The 15,684-nt window shown below is 64.6% G+C and carries 11 protein-coding genes; 4 read left to right on the forward strand and 7 right to left on the reverse strand.

Annotated features, from left to right (window positions below):
* The first annotated feature begins 257 nt into the window (after positions 1-257).
* A complete protein-coding gene (locus tag O3298_RS23560) occupies positions 258-3,263 on the forward strand; it encodes a CHASE domain-containing protein (RefSeq protein ID WP_305060662.1) in 3,006 nt (1,001 codons plus the stop codon).
* Here the strand turns inward: O3298_RS23560 and O3298_RS23565 are convergent, their stop codons facing one another.
* Positions 3,264-3,644 carry a hypothetical protein gene (locus O3298_RS23565; RefSeq protein ID WP_099665628.1) on the reverse strand — a complete coding sequence of 127 codons (381 nt, stop codon included), beginning with the start codon at positions 3,642-3,644 and terminating at the stop codon, positions 3,264-3,266.
* Between the two features lie 212 nt (positions 3,645-3,856).
* On the opposite strand from O3298_RS23565, the gene O3298_RS23570 reads away from it, so the two are divergent.
* A complete protein-coding gene (locus O3298_RS23570; RefSeq protein WP_251349295.1) occupies positions 3,857-4,093 on the forward strand; it encodes a hypothetical protein in 237 nt (78 codons plus the stop codon).
* An 80-nt stretch (positions 4,094-4,173) separates the two neighbouring features.
* On the opposite strand, the gene O3298_RS23575 is transcribed toward O3298_RS23570, so the two are convergent.
* Entirely contained in the window at positions 4,174-4,812 is a 639-nt protein-coding gene (locus O3298_RS23575; RefSeq protein ID WP_305060663.1) for a PEP-CTERM sorting domain-containing protein, read from the reverse strand.
* Between the two features lie 364 nt (positions 4,813-5,176).
* Here O3298_RS23575 and O3298_RS23580 point away from each other — a divergent pair, with 364 nt between their 5' ends.
* Positions 5,177-5,689: a hypothetical protein gene (locus tag O3298_RS23580; RefSeq protein ID WP_099665627.1), complete on the forward strand. Its 513-nt coding sequence runs from the start codon at positions 5,177-5,179 to the stop codon at positions 5,687-5,689.
* 23 nt (positions 5,690-5,712) lie between these two features.
* On the opposite strand, the gene O3298_RS23585 is transcribed toward O3298_RS23580, so the two are convergent.
* From O3298_RS23585 to O3298_RS23605, 5 genes are all read right to left on the reverse strand, one after another.
* Positions 5,713-8,895, reverse strand: coding sequence for an efflux RND transporter permease subunit (locus tag O3298_RS23585; RefSeq protein WP_305060664.1), 3,183 nt, complete (start codon positions 8,893-8,895; stop codon positions 5,713-5,715).
* 25 nt (positions 8,896-8,920) lie between these two features.
* Positions 8,921-10,126 carry an efflux RND transporter periplasmic adaptor subunit gene (locus O3298_RS23590; RefSeq protein WP_305060665.1) on the reverse strand — a complete coding sequence of 402 codons (1,206 nt, stop codon included), beginning with the start codon at positions 10,124-10,126 and terminating at the stop codon, positions 8,921-8,923.
* Between the two features lie 12 nt (positions 10,127-10,138).
* Positions 10,139-11,377: a TolC family protein gene (locus O3298_RS23595; protein WP_305060666.1), complete on the reverse strand. Its 1,239-nt coding sequence runs from the start codon at positions 11,375-11,377 to the stop codon at positions 10,139-10,141.
* A gap of 107 nt (positions 11,378-11,484) precedes the next feature.
* A complete protein-coding gene (czcI, locus tag O3298_RS23600; protein WP_289905660.1) occupies positions 11,485-11,847 on the reverse strand; it encodes a cation efflux protein, CzcI family in 363 nt (120 codons plus the stop codon).
* 42 nt (positions 11,848-11,889) lie between these two features.
* The gene (locus O3298_RS23605; protein ID WP_289912294.1) at positions 11,890-13,437 is read right to left on the reverse strand and encodes a C13 family peptidase; all 1,548 of its coding nucleotides are present in this window, start codon (positions 13,435-13,437) and stop codon (positions 11,890-11,892) included.
* A gap of 185 nt (positions 13,438-13,622) precedes the next feature.
* Between O3298_RS23605 and O3298_RS23610 the strand changes: the two genes are divergently transcribed.
* A complete protein-coding gene (locus O3298_RS23610) occupies positions 13,623-15,578 on the forward strand; it encodes a GAF domain-containing sensor histidine kinase (protein ID WP_305060667.1) in 1,956 nt (651 codons plus the stop codon).
* Positions 15,579-15,684 lie beyond the last annotated feature (106 nt).

The raw sequence follows: 15,684 nt of genomic DNA on the forward strand, positions 1-15,684 counted from the left end.
AGTGGTGGATTGTTTTCACGGCATCGAATTTTCCTGGAGCACACATCATTGCATTGGCGCAATATGTGATTTTTTTAATACAATATTCAGCATTGCAAGGCCGCCCGCTGTAACGTACTATCATTCTCATCGACTACCGATGGTAGTCCTGCAGCCCGCCGCCAGCCACGTCGCTGGCCGTGAAGCGGTTTGATATCCGTTCTGCTTGTCATCCTGTCATGCCTACACGCGCGTCTACGTCGTGGTTTGCTGGGCCAGTGTCGCACTGGGTGGGACCGCGCGTGCTGGCCGCGCTGGTGCTGGCGCTGTGCCTGGGATTGACGTATGGCGCCTGGCGCAATGCCCACGATGCCAGCGAACAGCAGGTGCGGGCCGATTTCGATTTCCGCGTGCACGAGTTGGTCAACAACATCGCCGGCCGCATGCAGACCTATATCCAGGTGCTGCACGGGGTGCAGGGACTGTATGCCAGTTCGCAGGAAGTCACGCGCCGCGAATTCCACGCCTACCTGGCGGTGCAGCAGGTGGACCGCCACTTTCCCGGCATCCATGGCATCGGCTACCTGCCGCTGTTGTCCGGCGCGGCCCTGGCGCGGCATGAAGCGAGCGTGCGCGCGGAAGGCTATCCCGGCTATGCCGTGCGTCCGCACGGCCAGCGCGCCTGGTATGCGCCGATCACCTATCTGGAACCCTTGAGCGAGAGCAACCTGCTGGCCTTCGGCTACGATATCGGCTCCGAACCCGTGCGCCGCGCCGCGCTCGAACAGGCGCGCGACACGGGGCAAGCCGCCATGACGGGCAAGATCCACCTGGTGCAGGATGGCGGCAGCGCCCAGTCGCATGGTTTTCTCATCGTGCTGCCCGTGTATGAGAATAGCTTGCTGCATGGCAGCGTGGAGCAGCGGCGCGCCGCCTTGCGCGCCTGGGTATTTGCGCCATTTCGCATGGGCGACCTGATGGCTGGCGTGGGCGGCGAGAGCGCGCGCCAGCTGGACCTGGAAATCTATGATGGCGCGCAACTGGCCGAGGCGGCCCTGATGTATGACAGCTTGCCGGGCGCCTTGTCGTCTGCCGCCTCGGACAGCCTGGTGGCGCAGGAAACGATCACCATCGCCGGCCATGCCTGGACCTTGCGCGTGCGCGCCATGCCCGGTTTCGATGGCGAACTGCTGGCGCGGCCCCGCCTGGTGGCCTTGACCGGCTTGCTGGCCAGCATCGTGCTGGCGCTGACCGCCTGGCTGCTGGCGGCGGGCCGCGCCCGCGCCCAGGTGGCGCTGGCGCGTTCGAGCGAACTGACGGGCCAGCTGGAGCAGGGGCAGGCGAGCGTGCTGGCGATGGCCGAGGCGGCGCAACGCAGCCAGGCCATGCTGCGCAGCATCCTCGATTCGACCATCGACGGCATTCTGGTCGACAACATCGATGGCCGCATCTTCACGTCGAATCGGCGCTTCCGCGACCTGTGGCAAGTGCCCGATGCGCTCGACTGGCAAGCCGATGGCGCGGCGCTGGTGCGCCATGTGGAAAGCCAGCTGGAGCAGGCGGCGCCTTTCCTCGGAGCACGCGTCCATGCGCCGCACGGCCACCGCGAGCGGCGCGACGTGCTGCACCTGCGCGATGGACGGGTGGTCGAGCAATATGTGCGCAGCATGCAACTGGGCAATGAACAGGCGCGCTTGTGGACGTTTCGCGATATCAGCGAGCGCAGCCAGATGGAACGGCGCGAGCATACGCGGCGGCAAGTGCTGGAAATGCTGGCCACGGGCGCGCCGCTGGAACGGGTGCTGGAAAGCGTGGTGCTGAGCGTGCAAGCGGACCATCCTGCCATGCTGTGCAGCATCTTGCTGCTCGATGAAAGCCGCCACCGCCTGGTGCTGGGCGCGGCGCCGGGCTTGCCCGCGTTCTTCAACCTGGCCAGCCATGGCCATGACCTCGACACCCTGCAGGGCGTGCATGGCATCGCCGCGCAAGCCCTGCGCGATGACTTGCGCGTGATCGTCGGCGACTTGCACGCCGTTGCCGATGCGCAAGAGACGATGGAACTGGCGTGGCGGGCCCAGCTGCAATCGTGCTGGGCCGAACCCGTGCGTGGCGGCTCGGGCAAGCTGCTGGGCGTGCTGATGGCGTATCACCGCCAGCCCACCTTGCCGGGTGCGGCGCACCTGGCGCGGCTGAGCGAGGCGGCGCACCTGGCCGGCATGGCCATTGAGCAGGCGCAAGTGGCGCTGGCCCTGCGCGCCGGCGAAGCGCGTTTCCGCAGCCTGTACGACCATGCGCCCGTGGCCCTGTGGGAACAGGACTGGTCGGCCGTGCGCGCCGCGCTCGATGTTCTCGAGCAAGCGGGCGTGCGCGACCTGGGCGCCCATTTCCAGGCCCATCCGGAGGCGCTGCAGCGGCTGGCGGGGATGGTGCGCATCATCGATGCGAACGGCGCCGCGCTGGCGCAAGTGCGCGCCAACGAAGACGACCAGCGTCGCGGCGCGCTGGGCCTGGCGCAGAATTTCGACGACAGCGCCTTGCCGCGCTTTGGCGATGCGCTGCTGGCGCTGGCTGGCGGCGCCCACCTGTACGAGTGCGAGAGCAGCTTCGTGCGTCTCGATGGTGCGGCGCGGCAAAATGAATTGAGCTTGCTGGTGATGCCGGGCCATGCGGACAGCCTCGATTTCGTCATGGTGTCCTCGCTCGATATCACCGAGCGCAAGCGCATGAACGCGGAACTGCTGCAACTGGCCACCACGGATTTTTTGACCGGCTTGCCGAACCGGCGCCACTTCATGGCGGCGCTGGAAAACGAGCATGCGCGGCTGCAGCGCGAGCTGGCCAGCTGCGCCAGCGTGCTGATGCTCGACATCGATCACTTCAAGCGCGTCAACGACGAGTATGGCCACGCGGTGGGCGATGCCGTGCTGCGCCACCTGGGCGCGCTGATGTGCCAGGCGCTGCGCAAGGTCGACGTGCCGGGCCGCGTGGGCGGCGAAGAATTCGCCATCTTGCTGCCTGGCACGGATCTGAGCGCCGCCGCCGTGTTCGCCGAACGGCTGCGCCGGCGCGTGGCGGAAAGTTCGCTGACCATCGATGGCGGCATTGTGATCACCATCACGGTGAGCATCGGCATGGCCGCCATGGCCGGTACCGATGCCGATTGCGACGCTGTGCTGGCGCGCGCCGACGAGGCGCTGTACCGGGCCAAGCGGGGCGGGCGCAACCGCATCGAACAGAATGACGGCGGCGGCGACGGCGTGCTCAGCAAGTTCATGGCGCAGTGATTACAGGCTGTGCTGACGCGCTTGCGCCTGCTTGCGGTTGCGGCTGACGATCAGCCAGACGATGGCGACGGGAATGAGCAGCGGCAGCAGCACGGGCGTGCTCAAGGCCAGCGCCAGCACCACGCAGAGTGCCACCACCGCGATCAGCACCACGCCCACGCCGGCCAGGACCACTCCCGTGATGACGGCGGCGCACACCACCGCGATGGCGGCGATCAGCAAGCCGCCGCCGGCAAACACCAGGCCGAACAGCCACTCCAGCGGCCCGTCGACATCGTCGCCGTTGAACTGCATGTGCATGTCGCTGCCACTGCCGCTGATCTTGTCGAGGAACAGGCAGGCGAGCATGACGATGAGGACGAAGGTGAGCAATTTTTTCATGATAGGCCTCGGTGTGTGGGTGATGGGGTGTTGCATGCTCACACTGTAGGGATGCGCCCGGCTTGCCGCCAGCGGCGTGCGACAGGCCGTCATTTTCACGGTATGGAAGGCGCTGGGGGCCAGAAAAACACTGATCTGGAACAAGATTTCTTTTCTTGTAATGCGCGCAAGCCGTCCTATACTGAATACCTCAGTCTCGCAAGGAGGGCAACATGCTTTTGTTTGCAGATACCGGGGATCAATCGCTATCCCCCCCTGACCATCGCATCATGCGCCAGCGTAGCGCCACGCAGTCCTGCGCCGAGCCCGTCGGCGCGCCATCGGCGATACCGCCGATCATCATCAACCCCTTCAATTACCATGCGCCGCTGCCGGCCATCGACCCGCGCTGGGTACCGCCCGGTCCGCCGCTGACCTGGCCCAACCGGCCTGCCATGTCCATGTGCTGATACCTGGTCGTCGAAAGAAACGAGCAGCCTGGTAATGACAAAAGCCCGCGATGCGGGCTTTTGCTGGTGCATGCCTGGAATCAGGATTGTTTGCGGCGCAGCATGAAGCCCAGCAAGCCCAGGCCGGCCAGCAGCATGGCATAGGTTTCCGGTTCGGGTACGGCGGCGATGAAGGCATGGTTGTCGCTTTCAAAGGCATCCTGGCCTGTCGAGTGGAAGGCGATGGAGGTAAATTTTGCCCCTTCGCCCGCCCACGCGTTCACATACAGGCCGACCGATTGATCGCCATTGGAGCTGACATTGCCCAAGGTGGCGATTTGCGATCCGGTCAAGGTGACCGTGCTTTGATCACCCATGGTGAAGACGACGCTGTTATACGCATCTGGCGAACCCATGTAGAAACCAAAATAGCTCAACCCGCCACCGAAGGTCGCGACGCCAGGGGTGATCTGGCCATTCGTCACGCCGACGGAATAGAAGGCCGTCAGATCGTTCGGTGGCTGCGCGGCGTAGCTTGGGTGATCGCTGGTAAAGACGTTACCCGTGTAATTGCCGGGCACCAGGCCATCATTGAAATCGATGGTGGTGGCGCCGGCCACGGATGTGACCAGCCCTTCGCCTGCCAGTACCGTACCGCCGGTAGTGAAGGTGGGAATTGCGCTGGCGCTGCCTGCGGCGACGGCGAACGTGGCGCAGGCCAGAGTGGACAAGATTTTCATGTTGATTCCCTCGAATGTATGGGTGTACACAACTATTTTTATCAGGAACGACGAAAGTGCCCGGCGTGGCGAGGCAGTACGGCGTGCGGGGAAGAGGGACGTCGCATGAGGCAGGAGTTTCTTGAGGCCAAGCATTACTACATGCAATATTTAAATATAAAAAACATAATTCAGATTCAAAAATAATAATAGGTTGACTTGAAAAATATCAAAGCGCGATTGCTAGAGTAAAGCTGCTACATTGATAGCTTGTCTTCTTGCCTGGATCGACTATGGCGGGCCGCGCCTTACCTTGCGGCAAGGCGGCACGGGCGGGCGTTTTCGACTATCATGCTAGCCCCGACCTTCCATCACGAGCACCGCCATGAGTACCGATTTCCCCGATTTTTCTGACGAAGCAGCCGAGCAGGACAATGACGCCCCGATCCAGGAGCCGCGCCTGTGGGTAGGCAATGGCTGGACGGCGCGCGTGATTAAGAACGAGGAAGATGAAGGCTGGGCCGTCGCCATGATCAAGGATGGCGAACCGGAGCCAGCGCTGGTGGGCCCGTGGACCATGGGCCGCGACAAGAAAAACCCGAAGCCGCTCGACGTCAACGCGTTCAACACGCTGGTCAAGACGGCCTCGGAAGTGCTGCGCCGCCACGAGCAGCAGCTGCATGCGCAATTGCACAAGAACCTGTTCGTCGCCACCGACGAGGGGCAGATCAAGGTGATGTTCGACATCGTCCCCGACGAAGACCACCCGTACGCGGAACTGAGCGCCTACGACGCCGACGGCGAACAGATCGCCAAGGTGCGCACCTCGGCCGCCTTCAAGTTCAACGCCACCGCAGCGGCGAACTGGATCGAAGGCGGCTACCGCCGGCCGGGTTAAGCCGATTGCGGTAGCGCTTCCCTCTATTTACTCAGCTGTACCCCCGCGCCTTCGGGCGCGGTGCGCATTTCCACCTCTTCTTCCTTGCGGTACGCCAGCCGGTACAGCAGCGGCAGCACCAGCAGGGTCAAGGCTGTCGACGACAGGATGCCGCCGATCACCACGGTGGCCAGCGGACGCTGTACTTCAGCCCCCGTGCCCGTGGCGATCGCCATCGGCACGAAGCCCAGCGAGGCCACCAGCGCCGTCATCAAGACGGGCCGCAAGCGCGTGATCGCCCCTACGCGTATCGCCTCCTGCAAGGGCATGCCCTGTTCGCGCAGCTGGCGGATGTAGGCGATCATCACCAGGCCGTTCAGCACGGCCACGCCGGACAGGGCGATGAAGCCCACGGCCGCCGAGATCGACATGGGAATGTCGCGCAGCCACAGGGCGACGATGCCGCCCGTCAAGGCGAACGGGATGCCGCTGAACACGAGCAAGCCATCCTTCACGTTGCCGAACATGGCGAACAGCAAGACGAAGACGAGGGCCAGCGCCACCGGCACCACCAGCTCCAGGCGTTTCGTGGCCGACTGCAATTGCTCGAACTGGCCGCCCCAGCTGGTCCAGTAGCCGGCGGGAATGGCCACCTGCGCTTGCAGCTGCTGCGTGGCGTCGGCCACGAACGAGCCGATGTCGCGGCCGCGCACATTCGCGCTGATGACGATGCGGCGCTTGCCGTCTTCGCGGCTGATCTGGTTCGGCCCCGGCGCCACTTGCAGGCTGGCCACTTCGCCGAGCGGGATGAAGCGCGCGCGGCCTTCCGCCGCCGCGCCCAGGGGCAGGGCGATGGGCAGGCGTTTCAGTTGCTCCAGGTCGCTGCGCAGGCTGTCGGGCAGGCGCACGACGATGTCGAAGCGGCGGTCGCCCTGGAACAGGGTGCCCGCTTCCTGCCCGCCGATGGCCGTGGCAATCGCCGACTGCACGTCGGCAATGTTGAGGCCATAGCGGGCCGTCTGCTCGCGGTCGATCTGCACCGTCAGCATGGGCAGCCCCGTCGTCTGCTCGACCTTCACTTCCGTGGCGCCCGGAATCTTGCCCAGCACACCGGCGATCTTCGCCGCCGTGCCGTCGAGCACGGCCATGTCGTCGCCGAACAGTTTCACGGCCACGTCGCTGCGCACGCCGGAAATCAGTTCATTGAAGCGCAGCTGGATCGGTTGCGAAAACTCGTAATTGTTGCCGGGCAAGCTGCTGGCCGTCGCTTCGATTTCCGCCAGCAATTGCCCGCGCGATTTCTTCGGTTCCGGCCACTGGTCGCGGGGCTTGAGCATGATGTAGCCGTCGGAAATATTCGGCGGCATGGGGTCAGAAGCGATCTCGGCCGTTCCCGTGCGGGCGAATACGCGCGCGATTTCCTTGTGGTTGCTCATCAGCTTTTTTTCCAGCTGTTGCTGCATGGCCAGCGATTGCGTCAGGCTGGTGCCGGGGATGCGCAGGGCCTGGATGGCGATGTCGCCCTCGTTCAGGCTGGGCACGAATTCGCTGCCCATGCGCGTGGCCAGCAAGCCCGACAGCACGACGGCCACGGCCGCACCCGTCAGCACGACGGGCGTGTTGCGCATCACCTTGCCCAGCAGCGGCGCATACCAGCGCTTGGCGGCGCGCATGATGGCGTTTTCCTTCTCCGCCACCTTGTCGCCGATAAACAGCGCCACGGCGGCCGGGATGAAGGTGATCGACAGCAGCATGGCGCCCAGCAAGGCGATGACGACCGTCAGGGCCATCGGCGTAAACATGCGGCCTTCCACGCCCATCAGCGCGAAGATGGGCAGGTACACGACCATGATGATCAGCTGACCATACAGCAAGGGCCGGCGCGCCTCTTGCGATGCCGCAAACACTTCGTGAAAACGTTCTTGCAAGGTCAACGGCCGGCCCAGTTTTTGCTGCGCATGGGCCAGGCGGCGCACGCAGTTTTCCACGATCACCACGGCGCCATCGATGATGATGCCAAAGTCCAGCGCCCCCAAACTCATCAGGTTGGCGCTCACGTGGTATTGCACCATGCCCGTAAACGTGAACAGCATGGCCAGCGGAATCACCATGGCCGTGATGATTGCCGCGCGGATATTGCCGAGGAACAGGAACAAAATCGCGATCACCAGCACGGCGCCTTCCAGCAGGTTTTTCTTCACCGTATTGATGGCCTTGTCGACCAGCACCGTGCGGTCATACACGGTGACGGCGTGCACGCCTTTCGGCAGGCTGCGGTTGATCTCCACCATCTTCTTGTCGACGGCTTGCGAGACGGCGCGGCTGTTCTGGCCGATCAGCATGAACACCGTGCCCAGCACCACTTCGCGGCCGTTTTCCGTGGCCGCGCCCGTGCGCAGCTCGCGCCCCAGCACCACGTCGGCCACGTCGCGGATGCGGATGGCCACGCCCTGCACATTGGCGACGACGATGTTGCCGAGGTCGTCCTTGGACGCCACCTGGCCCGGCGCGCGTATCAGCAGTTGCTCGCCCTGCCGTTCGATGTAGCCGGCGCCCACGTTGCTGTTGTTGCGCTCGAGCGCCGTCACCACATCTTGCAGGCTGATGCCGTAGGCGGCCAGTTTTTCCGGGTAGGGCGCCACCTGGTATTGCTTGGCGTAGCCGCCGATGGCATTGATTTCCGTCACGCCCGTGACATTGCGCAACTGCGGCTTGATGATCCAGTCCTGGATTTCGCGCAAGTCCGTCGGCGTGTACGGCGTGCCGTCGGGCTTTTTCGCGCCGTCCTGCGTTTCCACCGTCCACAGGTAGATTTCGCCGAGGCCCGTGGAAACGGGGCCCATCTTCGGTGTGATGCCTGCTGGCAAGCTTTCCTTCGCCTCCTGTAAGCGCTCGTTGATCATCTGGCGCGCAAAATAGATGTCCGTGCCATCCTTGAAGATCACGGTCACTTGCGACAGGCCGTAGCGCGACAGCGAGCGCGTCTGCTCCAGGTTGGGCAAGCCGGCCATGGCCGTCTCGATGGGGAAGGTGACGCGCTGCTCGGTTTCCAGCGGCGAATAGCCGGCGGACTGGGTATTGATTTGCACCTGTACATTGGTGATGTCGGGCACGGCGTCGATGGGCAGCTTTTGATAGCTGTAGATGCCCAGGCCAGCCATGGCGGCCACGGCCAGCATCACCAGCCAGCGCTGGTCGATGGCAAAGCGGATCAAGCGTTCAAACATGATGGTTTCCTTAGCCTTGACGTGATCAGTGTTCGTGACCGGCGGAGTCCTTGCCCAGCTCGGACTTCAGGACAAAACTGCCTTGCGCCGCGTACGGCGTGCCGGCGGCCAGGCCCTGCTTGATGTGCGTCAAGCTGCCATCGCTGCGCCCCGGCACCACGGGCGTGGCCTGGTAGCCATCTTTCACCTGCACGAAGACGACGGGCTTGTCTTCCACCGTCTGGATGGCCGTGCTCTGCACGGTGACGGGCGCGTCCGCTTCGCCGGACACGACTTCCACCGTGACGAACAGGCCCGGGCGCCACGCCATGTCCGGGTTCAGCAAGCTGATGCGTGCCTTGGCCGTGCGCGTCTGCTCGCCCAGCAGCGCGCCCACGTAGGTGATCGTGCCTTGCGCGCTGGCATCAAACGCGGACGCTTTGACCTCCGCCTTGCCTCCCATGCGCACGGTGGCCAGGTCTTTCGCGGGCACGGCGATTTCCGCCCACACGGTCGACAGGTCGGAAATGACGAAGATGTTCGCGTCTTCCTTGACGGCTTCGCCCAGCGTGATGTGTTTTTCCAGCACCATGCCGTCGAACGGCGCGCGGATGTCGTAGCGGTTCAGCGGGCCCTTGCTGGTGGAGTTGGCGCCCAGCGCGCTGAGTTTTTGCTGGGCGTTTTGCACGGCGATTTCCGCTTCGCGCCACGCTTGCTGCGCCTGCAGATAATCCTGTTCGGCCGAAATCTTCTCGCGCCACAGTTTTTCTTCGCGCTCATACGTGGAGCGGGCCAGCGACAGCCGCCGCTGCGCCGACAGCAGTGCGCTGCGCTGTTCCGACAGTTCCGTGCTGGCGATGACGGCCAGCACTTGCCCCTTTTTCACCAGCTGGCCCAGGTCGGCGTGCACGGCTTCCACCACGCCAGCCAGGCGCGGCACGACATGGGCCGTGCGGTCTTCATTGAAGCGGATTTCGCCGGGCAGGGCCACCGTCGTCTTGATGCGGCCGGGCGCGGCCGTGGCGATGACGACGCCGGCTGCGCGGCTTTGCGCAGCCGTCAATTCCAGCTTGCCTTCCACTTCTTCGTGGCCGTGTTCGTCTTTCTTTTCCACATGTGCTTCCGCCTTGGCGGCGGCGGGCGGCGGGGTCTTGGAATTGCCCGTGCCAAGGATGAGAACGGCCAGCACGATGCCGGCGGCGGCGATGGAAGCGATGGCGATCGCCTGCTTTTTGTTGCGTGAGATGTTCATGGAGGGTGTTCCTTACAGAGGAGCTGGTGTGCCCAGCAGGCGCTCGATGTCGGCGGCGGCGTGCTGCGCTTCTGTCAGCGCGCGCAGGTATTGATTTTTGGCTTGCAGCAAGGTGCGTTGGGCGTCGAGCACGTCGAGGAAGGCGAACTTGCCGAACTCGAATCCCTTGCTGGCCGCGTCGTAGGCGCTTTGCGCGCCAGGCAAGATGTCCTGGCGCAAGCTTTCCACGTCGAGCCGTGCCGTGGCCAGGCGTTCGCTGGCGGCGGCCACGGCCGTTTGCACGGCGATGCGGGCGGCAGCCAGCTCGTCGCTGGCCTTGTCGCTGCGGCGCAAGGCGTCGAGCTTGTTCCCTGCATTGCGGTCGAACAGGGGCAGCGGCAGAGCCAGGCCGATGATGGCCTGGTTGCGGCCCAGCTCTTCCGAGCGCTTCATGCCGATGCTGAGCGTGACGTCGGGCGTGGAACGCCGCTGTTCCACGTCCAGCATGGCTTGCCGCTGGGCCAGTGCGCTTTGCGCCTGGCGCACGGCAGGGGCCTGGGTCATTCTCTCCGCCAGTTCGCTGGCGGGGGGCAGCTCCGGCAAGGTTTCCAGGCGTCCCTCTGCCAGGGTGAAGCGGGGCGTGGCATTGCCCCACAGGGCGGCCAGGCGCTGGCGGGCGCTGGCCAGGGTGCTGCGCGCCAGGTTCAGTTCCAGCCGCACGCTCGCTTCGGCCACCCTGGCGCGGGTTTCCTCGACAGGAGACGCCTTGCCGGCCGTCACCCTGCGCGCCGTGATGTCGCTGGCGCGCGCGGCCAGCGCCTGCGCGCTGTCGGCCAGGCGCAAGCCTTCCTGCGCGGCCAGCACGTCGACAAAGGCGGACGTGACGGCGGCGCGCGTGTCCGCCTGTTGCAGGGACAGGCCCGCCTGCGCCAGGTCTGCGCCGCGCTGGGCGACGGCGGCGCGCGCACCGCGCTTGCCGCCCAGCTCAATGAGCTGGTTGAGCTGCACGGTGGTGCTGCGCGTGGCGCGCCGCGTGTCTTCCAGCACGGTTTGCAATTCCGGGTTGGGCAAGGCGCGCGCCTGTTGCAGGGCGCCCCCTTGCGCCGCCAGTTCATGGCGGGCGGCCGACAGGGTGGCGTTGCCGCCCTCCGCCAGGGCCAGCGCGGCGGGCAGGGTCAATGGGCCGGCGGGCTCCTGCGGAGCTTGCGCATGGGCAATGTTGCCGGCCAGCAGGCCAGCAGAGAGTAGCAATAGATAAATGGATCGGTGCATCGAATTCTCCAAGGTATGGAAAAAGAATTCGACGGGACGCGCAGGCCTGCGCCCGGATTATCTCAGGGCGCGCATTGCGCTATGACAAAAGGGGACGTCCCGTCGGCCTAGATGGCCGACGACCAGTCGGGGCGTTTGGGAGCGTCCGGGATGTGGGAAGCGTAAAAGAAGGGGGAAGTGTCCGCGTTCACGGACGCCATGTCGCCGACGGGCAGGCTGGAGCCGGCCGGCAGCCATGCGTGGCCGATGCCATGGCAGACGTTGCAATCGCTGTGCGGCTGGCCCTTGGATTGCTTGTCAGTCTTGTCGGCCACGGGTTTCTTGTCCGCATCCGCCTTGTGCTGGTGGCTGTGGTGGCCCAAGTGCTGCGCCGCCTTGCCTTCCTCGTGCAGGCAATACGCGCTCGCCGCAGCCCAGGACATCTGGAGCGGAAGCACGAACAGCAGCAAAATGAGGAAGAATTTACGCATGGTGACGGCTATTGTACAGAAAGGCGGGCGGGCGTGCCCATGTCAGCGCGGCTGGGCGCGCCACGCTTTCAATTGCGCGGCGATGGCCTTGCCCTGGAACAGTTGCGGCTCGGAATGCTCTTCCGCTTCCATGCCGCCCTCGTTGAAATCGGCCGCTTCGCGCGCCTGCACCAGCACTTTGGCCTTGTCGAAGGCTTCCGTGAAGCTGCTGCTTTTCGGCAAGGCTTCCTTGAAATACGCTTCGCTGAAATACGTAAAATCGTTCTGGTCGTCGCAGCCGAACGAGGTGCGGTCGCTGCGCGCGGCCGTGATGATGAGGGTGTTGTCATCTTTCAAGGGGGCAATGAAGCCGCCCGCATAGCAGGCCGAGATCACGATGACTTTCCAGCGGATGCCGCTGTGCTTGAGCATGGACGCCAGCTCTTGCGCGGGCAGGCTGTGCAAGTCCATGCCGTTTTGCGCCAGCGCCAGTTCGTGCTCGGGCGAGCCGTGGCTGGTGAGGAACAGGAACAGGATGTCGTTGGCCTTGTCCATCTTCGCACCCAGCGCGTCGAGGCTGGCGGCGATGCTGGTGCGCGTGGCCATCGGCTGCTGCGCCACCGTGTTGCGGCTGTTGACGAGCATCAAGGAGCGGCCCACGGTGCCGTAATCGCGGTCGAACTGGCGCTGCACGAAGGCCGTTTCGCGGTGAAACACTTCCTGTGCGCCATCGCCGGCCACGCCCAGCAAATACAGATTGATCTTTTTCGCCGCATCGCGTGGCGCGATGCGGGCCAGGGCGCCGTCGAGCAAGGTGCGCTGGTTGTACAGCGCCAGCTCGATATTGTCGCGCGTGAGCTTGTCCAGGGCCGGATCGTCCAGCTGGCCTTCCGTCCAGTTGCCGCTGTCTTCGCGCCGGCCGTCCGCCTGCGCCACTGCATAGCGCAGCACGCCCTTGCCGTCGAACTGGCCATTCTTGAAGCCGCCCCGGTATTCGTCGCCCTCGGCCGTGCGCAGCACGCCCTGGCCCTCGAATTTCCAGTCCTTCAGCTCGCCTTCGTAGTGGATGCCGTCGCTGGTGGTGACGGTGGCCTTGCCCTGCACCTGGCCCTGGACGAATTCGCCTTCGAAGACGGTGCCGTCCGTGTCGGTCAGCTTGCCGGCGCCGTGCGGGCGCCAGTGCTTGAAATGGCCTTCGAAGGTGGCGCCGTCGGCACCCTGGAAGCGGCCCACGCCCTCGAAGCTGCCCTTGACGAAGTTGCCCGTGTAAATTTCGCCCTTGGGCGAGGTGTAGCGGCCGAGGCCGTCGAAGGCGCCCTGACTGAACGCGCCCGTGTATTCGACGCCGGACGCCTGGCGCAGCTTGCCCTGGCCGGAAAACACGCCGCGCGCGAAGCCCCCTTCGTAAAACGCGCCGCTCGCATATTCGAGCCGGCCCTGGCCATGCATCTTGCCCGCGACGAGGGGGCCGAAATAGCGTCCGCCATCGGCCGTTTCCGCCGCCGGCGCCTTGGCTGGCGCGGCGCACAGGGGCGGCATGCCCAGCGCGGCAAAGGCCAGCAGGCCGGCGAGGGTGTAGGGGCGAAGCGAGGCGCGTAGCGTGGCAGTCATGAGGACGGTCTGGTCTGTAGGAAGGGGCCTAGTCTGCCACTGTATTGCCAGCGTGGCAAATGCGCGCGTGGCGTGTGTTGCTCTGCCTCAAGGCAAGATTCTCCGTTTTATGCCGTGCCAAGGCTGGGCTGAACTGATAATATTGATTTTCAGAACATATACTTGCACAAGGTACATAGTCACCCATGGAAAGCCGCCTCAGCCGCCTGGAAGCCGTTCAAACCGTGTTGCTGGAAATCGGGCAGCGCTCGAGCACCTGCAGCGATATCAGTGAATTCCTGCAGGCGGTGCATGCGGCGCTGGGACGCATCATGTATGCGGCGAACTTCTATGTCGCGCTCAGCGACCGCGACGACGGCCTCGTGCGCTTTCCCTATTTTGTCGACGAATTCGACGCCGCGCCCGACCCGGACGAGGGCGTGCGTCTGGCCAGCGCCGCGCAGTCGCCCACGGCGTGGGTCATCGTCAACCGCAAGCAGCTGGTGATGACGGCCGACGACGACGCCATGCGCGCCATCGGCGGCGGCGCCTGGGGCGGGGGCACGGCGGCCGAGCACTGGATCGGCTGTCCGCTGCTGGACCAGCAGCACCAGGTGCTGGGCGCCATCGTCATCCAGAGCTATGACGCCCAGCACCGCTTCAGCCTGGAAGACCAGGCCCTGTTCGCGCTGATCGCCACGCACGTGTCGAGCGCGCTGCAAGGCATGCAAAGCATGGACCGGCTGGAAAAGGCGGTGCAGGAGCGCACGGCCCTGCTGGCGCACGAGGTGGCCGAGCGGCGCCGCGCGGAAAACCTGCAGCATGCGCTGTATGAAATCGCCAACCTGTCGGCGCAGGCATCCGATGCGACGACCCTGTACGCGCGCCTGCATGCCATCATCAGCGAGCTGGTGACGGCGAAGAATTTCCTCATCGCCCTGTACCACCCGGATAACAAGGACATCACGATCCCGTATTTCGTCGACGAGAAGGATGCGCAGGCGCCCGTGAAACGCTTTCATTACGGCATCGGCATGAGTTCCTATGTGCTGGCGCGGCGGCAAGCCTGCCTGCTCGATGCCGGCAGCTATGCGGCGCTGGTGGCCAGCGGCGAAATGGAAGAGCCGCTGGGCAATACCAGCATCGCCAGCTGGATGGGCGCGCCCATGCTGCTGGGCGACCGGAAATATGGCGTGATCATCGTGCAAAGCTATGACACGTCCGTCGTGTATGGCCAGGCGGAACTGGACGTGCTGGCCTTCATGGCCAGCCATGTGGCCGTGGCGATGGCCCGCATCCAGGCCGACAGCGCCATGCGCCGCGCCAAGGAAGCGCTGGAAGAGCAGAACGCGGCCCTGAACAGCGCCCTGAGCGCCTTGCAGGAAGCGCAGTCGGAACTGGTGCGCCAGGAAAAACTGGCTTCGCTGGGGCGCCTGGTGGCGGGCGTGGCGCATGAAATCAATACGCCGCTGGGCATTTGCGTGACGGCCACCAGCCATTTGGTGCAGGAATTGAAGCTCACGCGCGAAGACCTGGAAGGCGGCCAGCTCGATGAAGATGGCTTGCGGCAATTTTTCGACATCATCGACCAGACCCTGCGCATCATGACGACGAACACGCAGCGCGCCGCGGCGCTGGTGCGCAGCTTCAAGCAGGTGGCCGTGGACCAGTCGTCGGACGAATTGCGCAGCTTCAACTTGCGCAAATACCTCGATGAAATCCTGCTGTCCTTGCAGCCCAAGCTGAAGGGCAAGCCCGTCAAGGTGGAGATCGATTGCGCGCCCGAGGTGCAGCTGCGCAGCTATCCGGGCGCCGTCTCGCAGATCGTCACGAACATGGTGGTCAATTCACTCGTGCATGGCTTTGTCGAAGGCGAGCCGGGCAAGATCAGGATCAGCGTGCGCACGGCCGGCGAGATGCTGGAACTCGACTACAGCGACGACGGCATGGGCATGGACAGCGCCACCCTGGGCCAGCTGTTTGACCCTTTCTTCACGACCAAGCGGGGTTCCGGCGGCAGCGGCCTGGGCGCGCATATCCTGTACAACCTGGTGACGGGGCCGCTGGGCGGCACGGTGAAGGTGGTCAGCGCGCCGGGGATGGGATTGCACTACAAGATCCGTTTCCCGCTCGGGTTCAATGATGTGTCCTTGAAAACCTAAAAGCGGCGGGCCGGAGACGCGGGCCTGAGAAAATGCCGATGGCGGCGTTGCAGCTCCTTGCCGTACATGCGTACTGTCTGCGTCGCTGCGCCTTGCCCTCGACATT

The organism is Janthinobacterium sp. SUN137 (assembly GCF_030587265.1).
GTDB classification, from domain to species: Bacteria; Pseudomonadota; Gammaproteobacteria; order Burkholderiales; family Burkholderiaceae_D; genus Janthinobacterium; species Janthinobacterium kumbetense.

Bases quoted from the DNA above. Each gene is read 5' to 3' on its own strand.
- O3298_RS23565 (WP_099665628.1), bottom strand. From the start codon at position 3,644: ATGAAAAAATTGCTCACCTTCGTCCTCATCGTCATGCTCGCCTGCCTG.
- O3298_RS23570 (WP_251349295.1), top strand. From the start codon at position 3,857: ATGCTTTTGTTTGCAGATACCGGGGATCAATCGCTATCCCCCCCTGAC.
- O3298_RS23575 (WP_305060663.1), bottom strand. From the start codon at position 4,812: ATGAAAATCTTGTCCACTCTGGCCTGCGCCACGTTCGCCGTCGCCGCA.
- O3298_RS23580 (WP_099665627.1), top strand. From the start codon at position 5,177: ATGAGTACCGATTTCCCCGATTTTTCTGACGAAGCAGCCGAGCAGGAC.
- O3298_RS23585 (WP_305060664.1), bottom strand. From the start codon at position 8,895: ATGTTTGAACGCTTGATCCGCTTTGCCATCGACCAGCGCTGGCTGGTG.
- O3298_RS23590 (WP_305060665.1), bottom strand. From the start codon at position 10,126: ATGAACATCTCACGCAACAAAAAGCAGGCGATCGCCATCGCTTCCATC.
- O3298_RS23595 (WP_305060666.1), bottom strand. From the start codon at position 11,377: ATGCACCGATCCATTTATCTATTGCTACTCTCTGCTGGCCTGCTGGCC.
- czcI (WP_289905660.1), bottom strand. From the start codon at position 11,847: ATGCGTAAATTCTTCCTCATTTTGCTGCTGTTCGTGCTTCCGCTCCAG.
- O3298_RS23605 (WP_289912294.1), bottom strand. From the start codon at position 13,437: ATGACTGCCACGCTACGCGCCTCGCTTCGCCCCTACACCCTCGCCGGC.
- O3298_RS23610 (WP_305060667.1), top strand. From the start codon at position 13,623: ATGGAAAGCCGCCTCAGCCGCCTGGAAGCCGTTCAAACCGTGTTGCTG.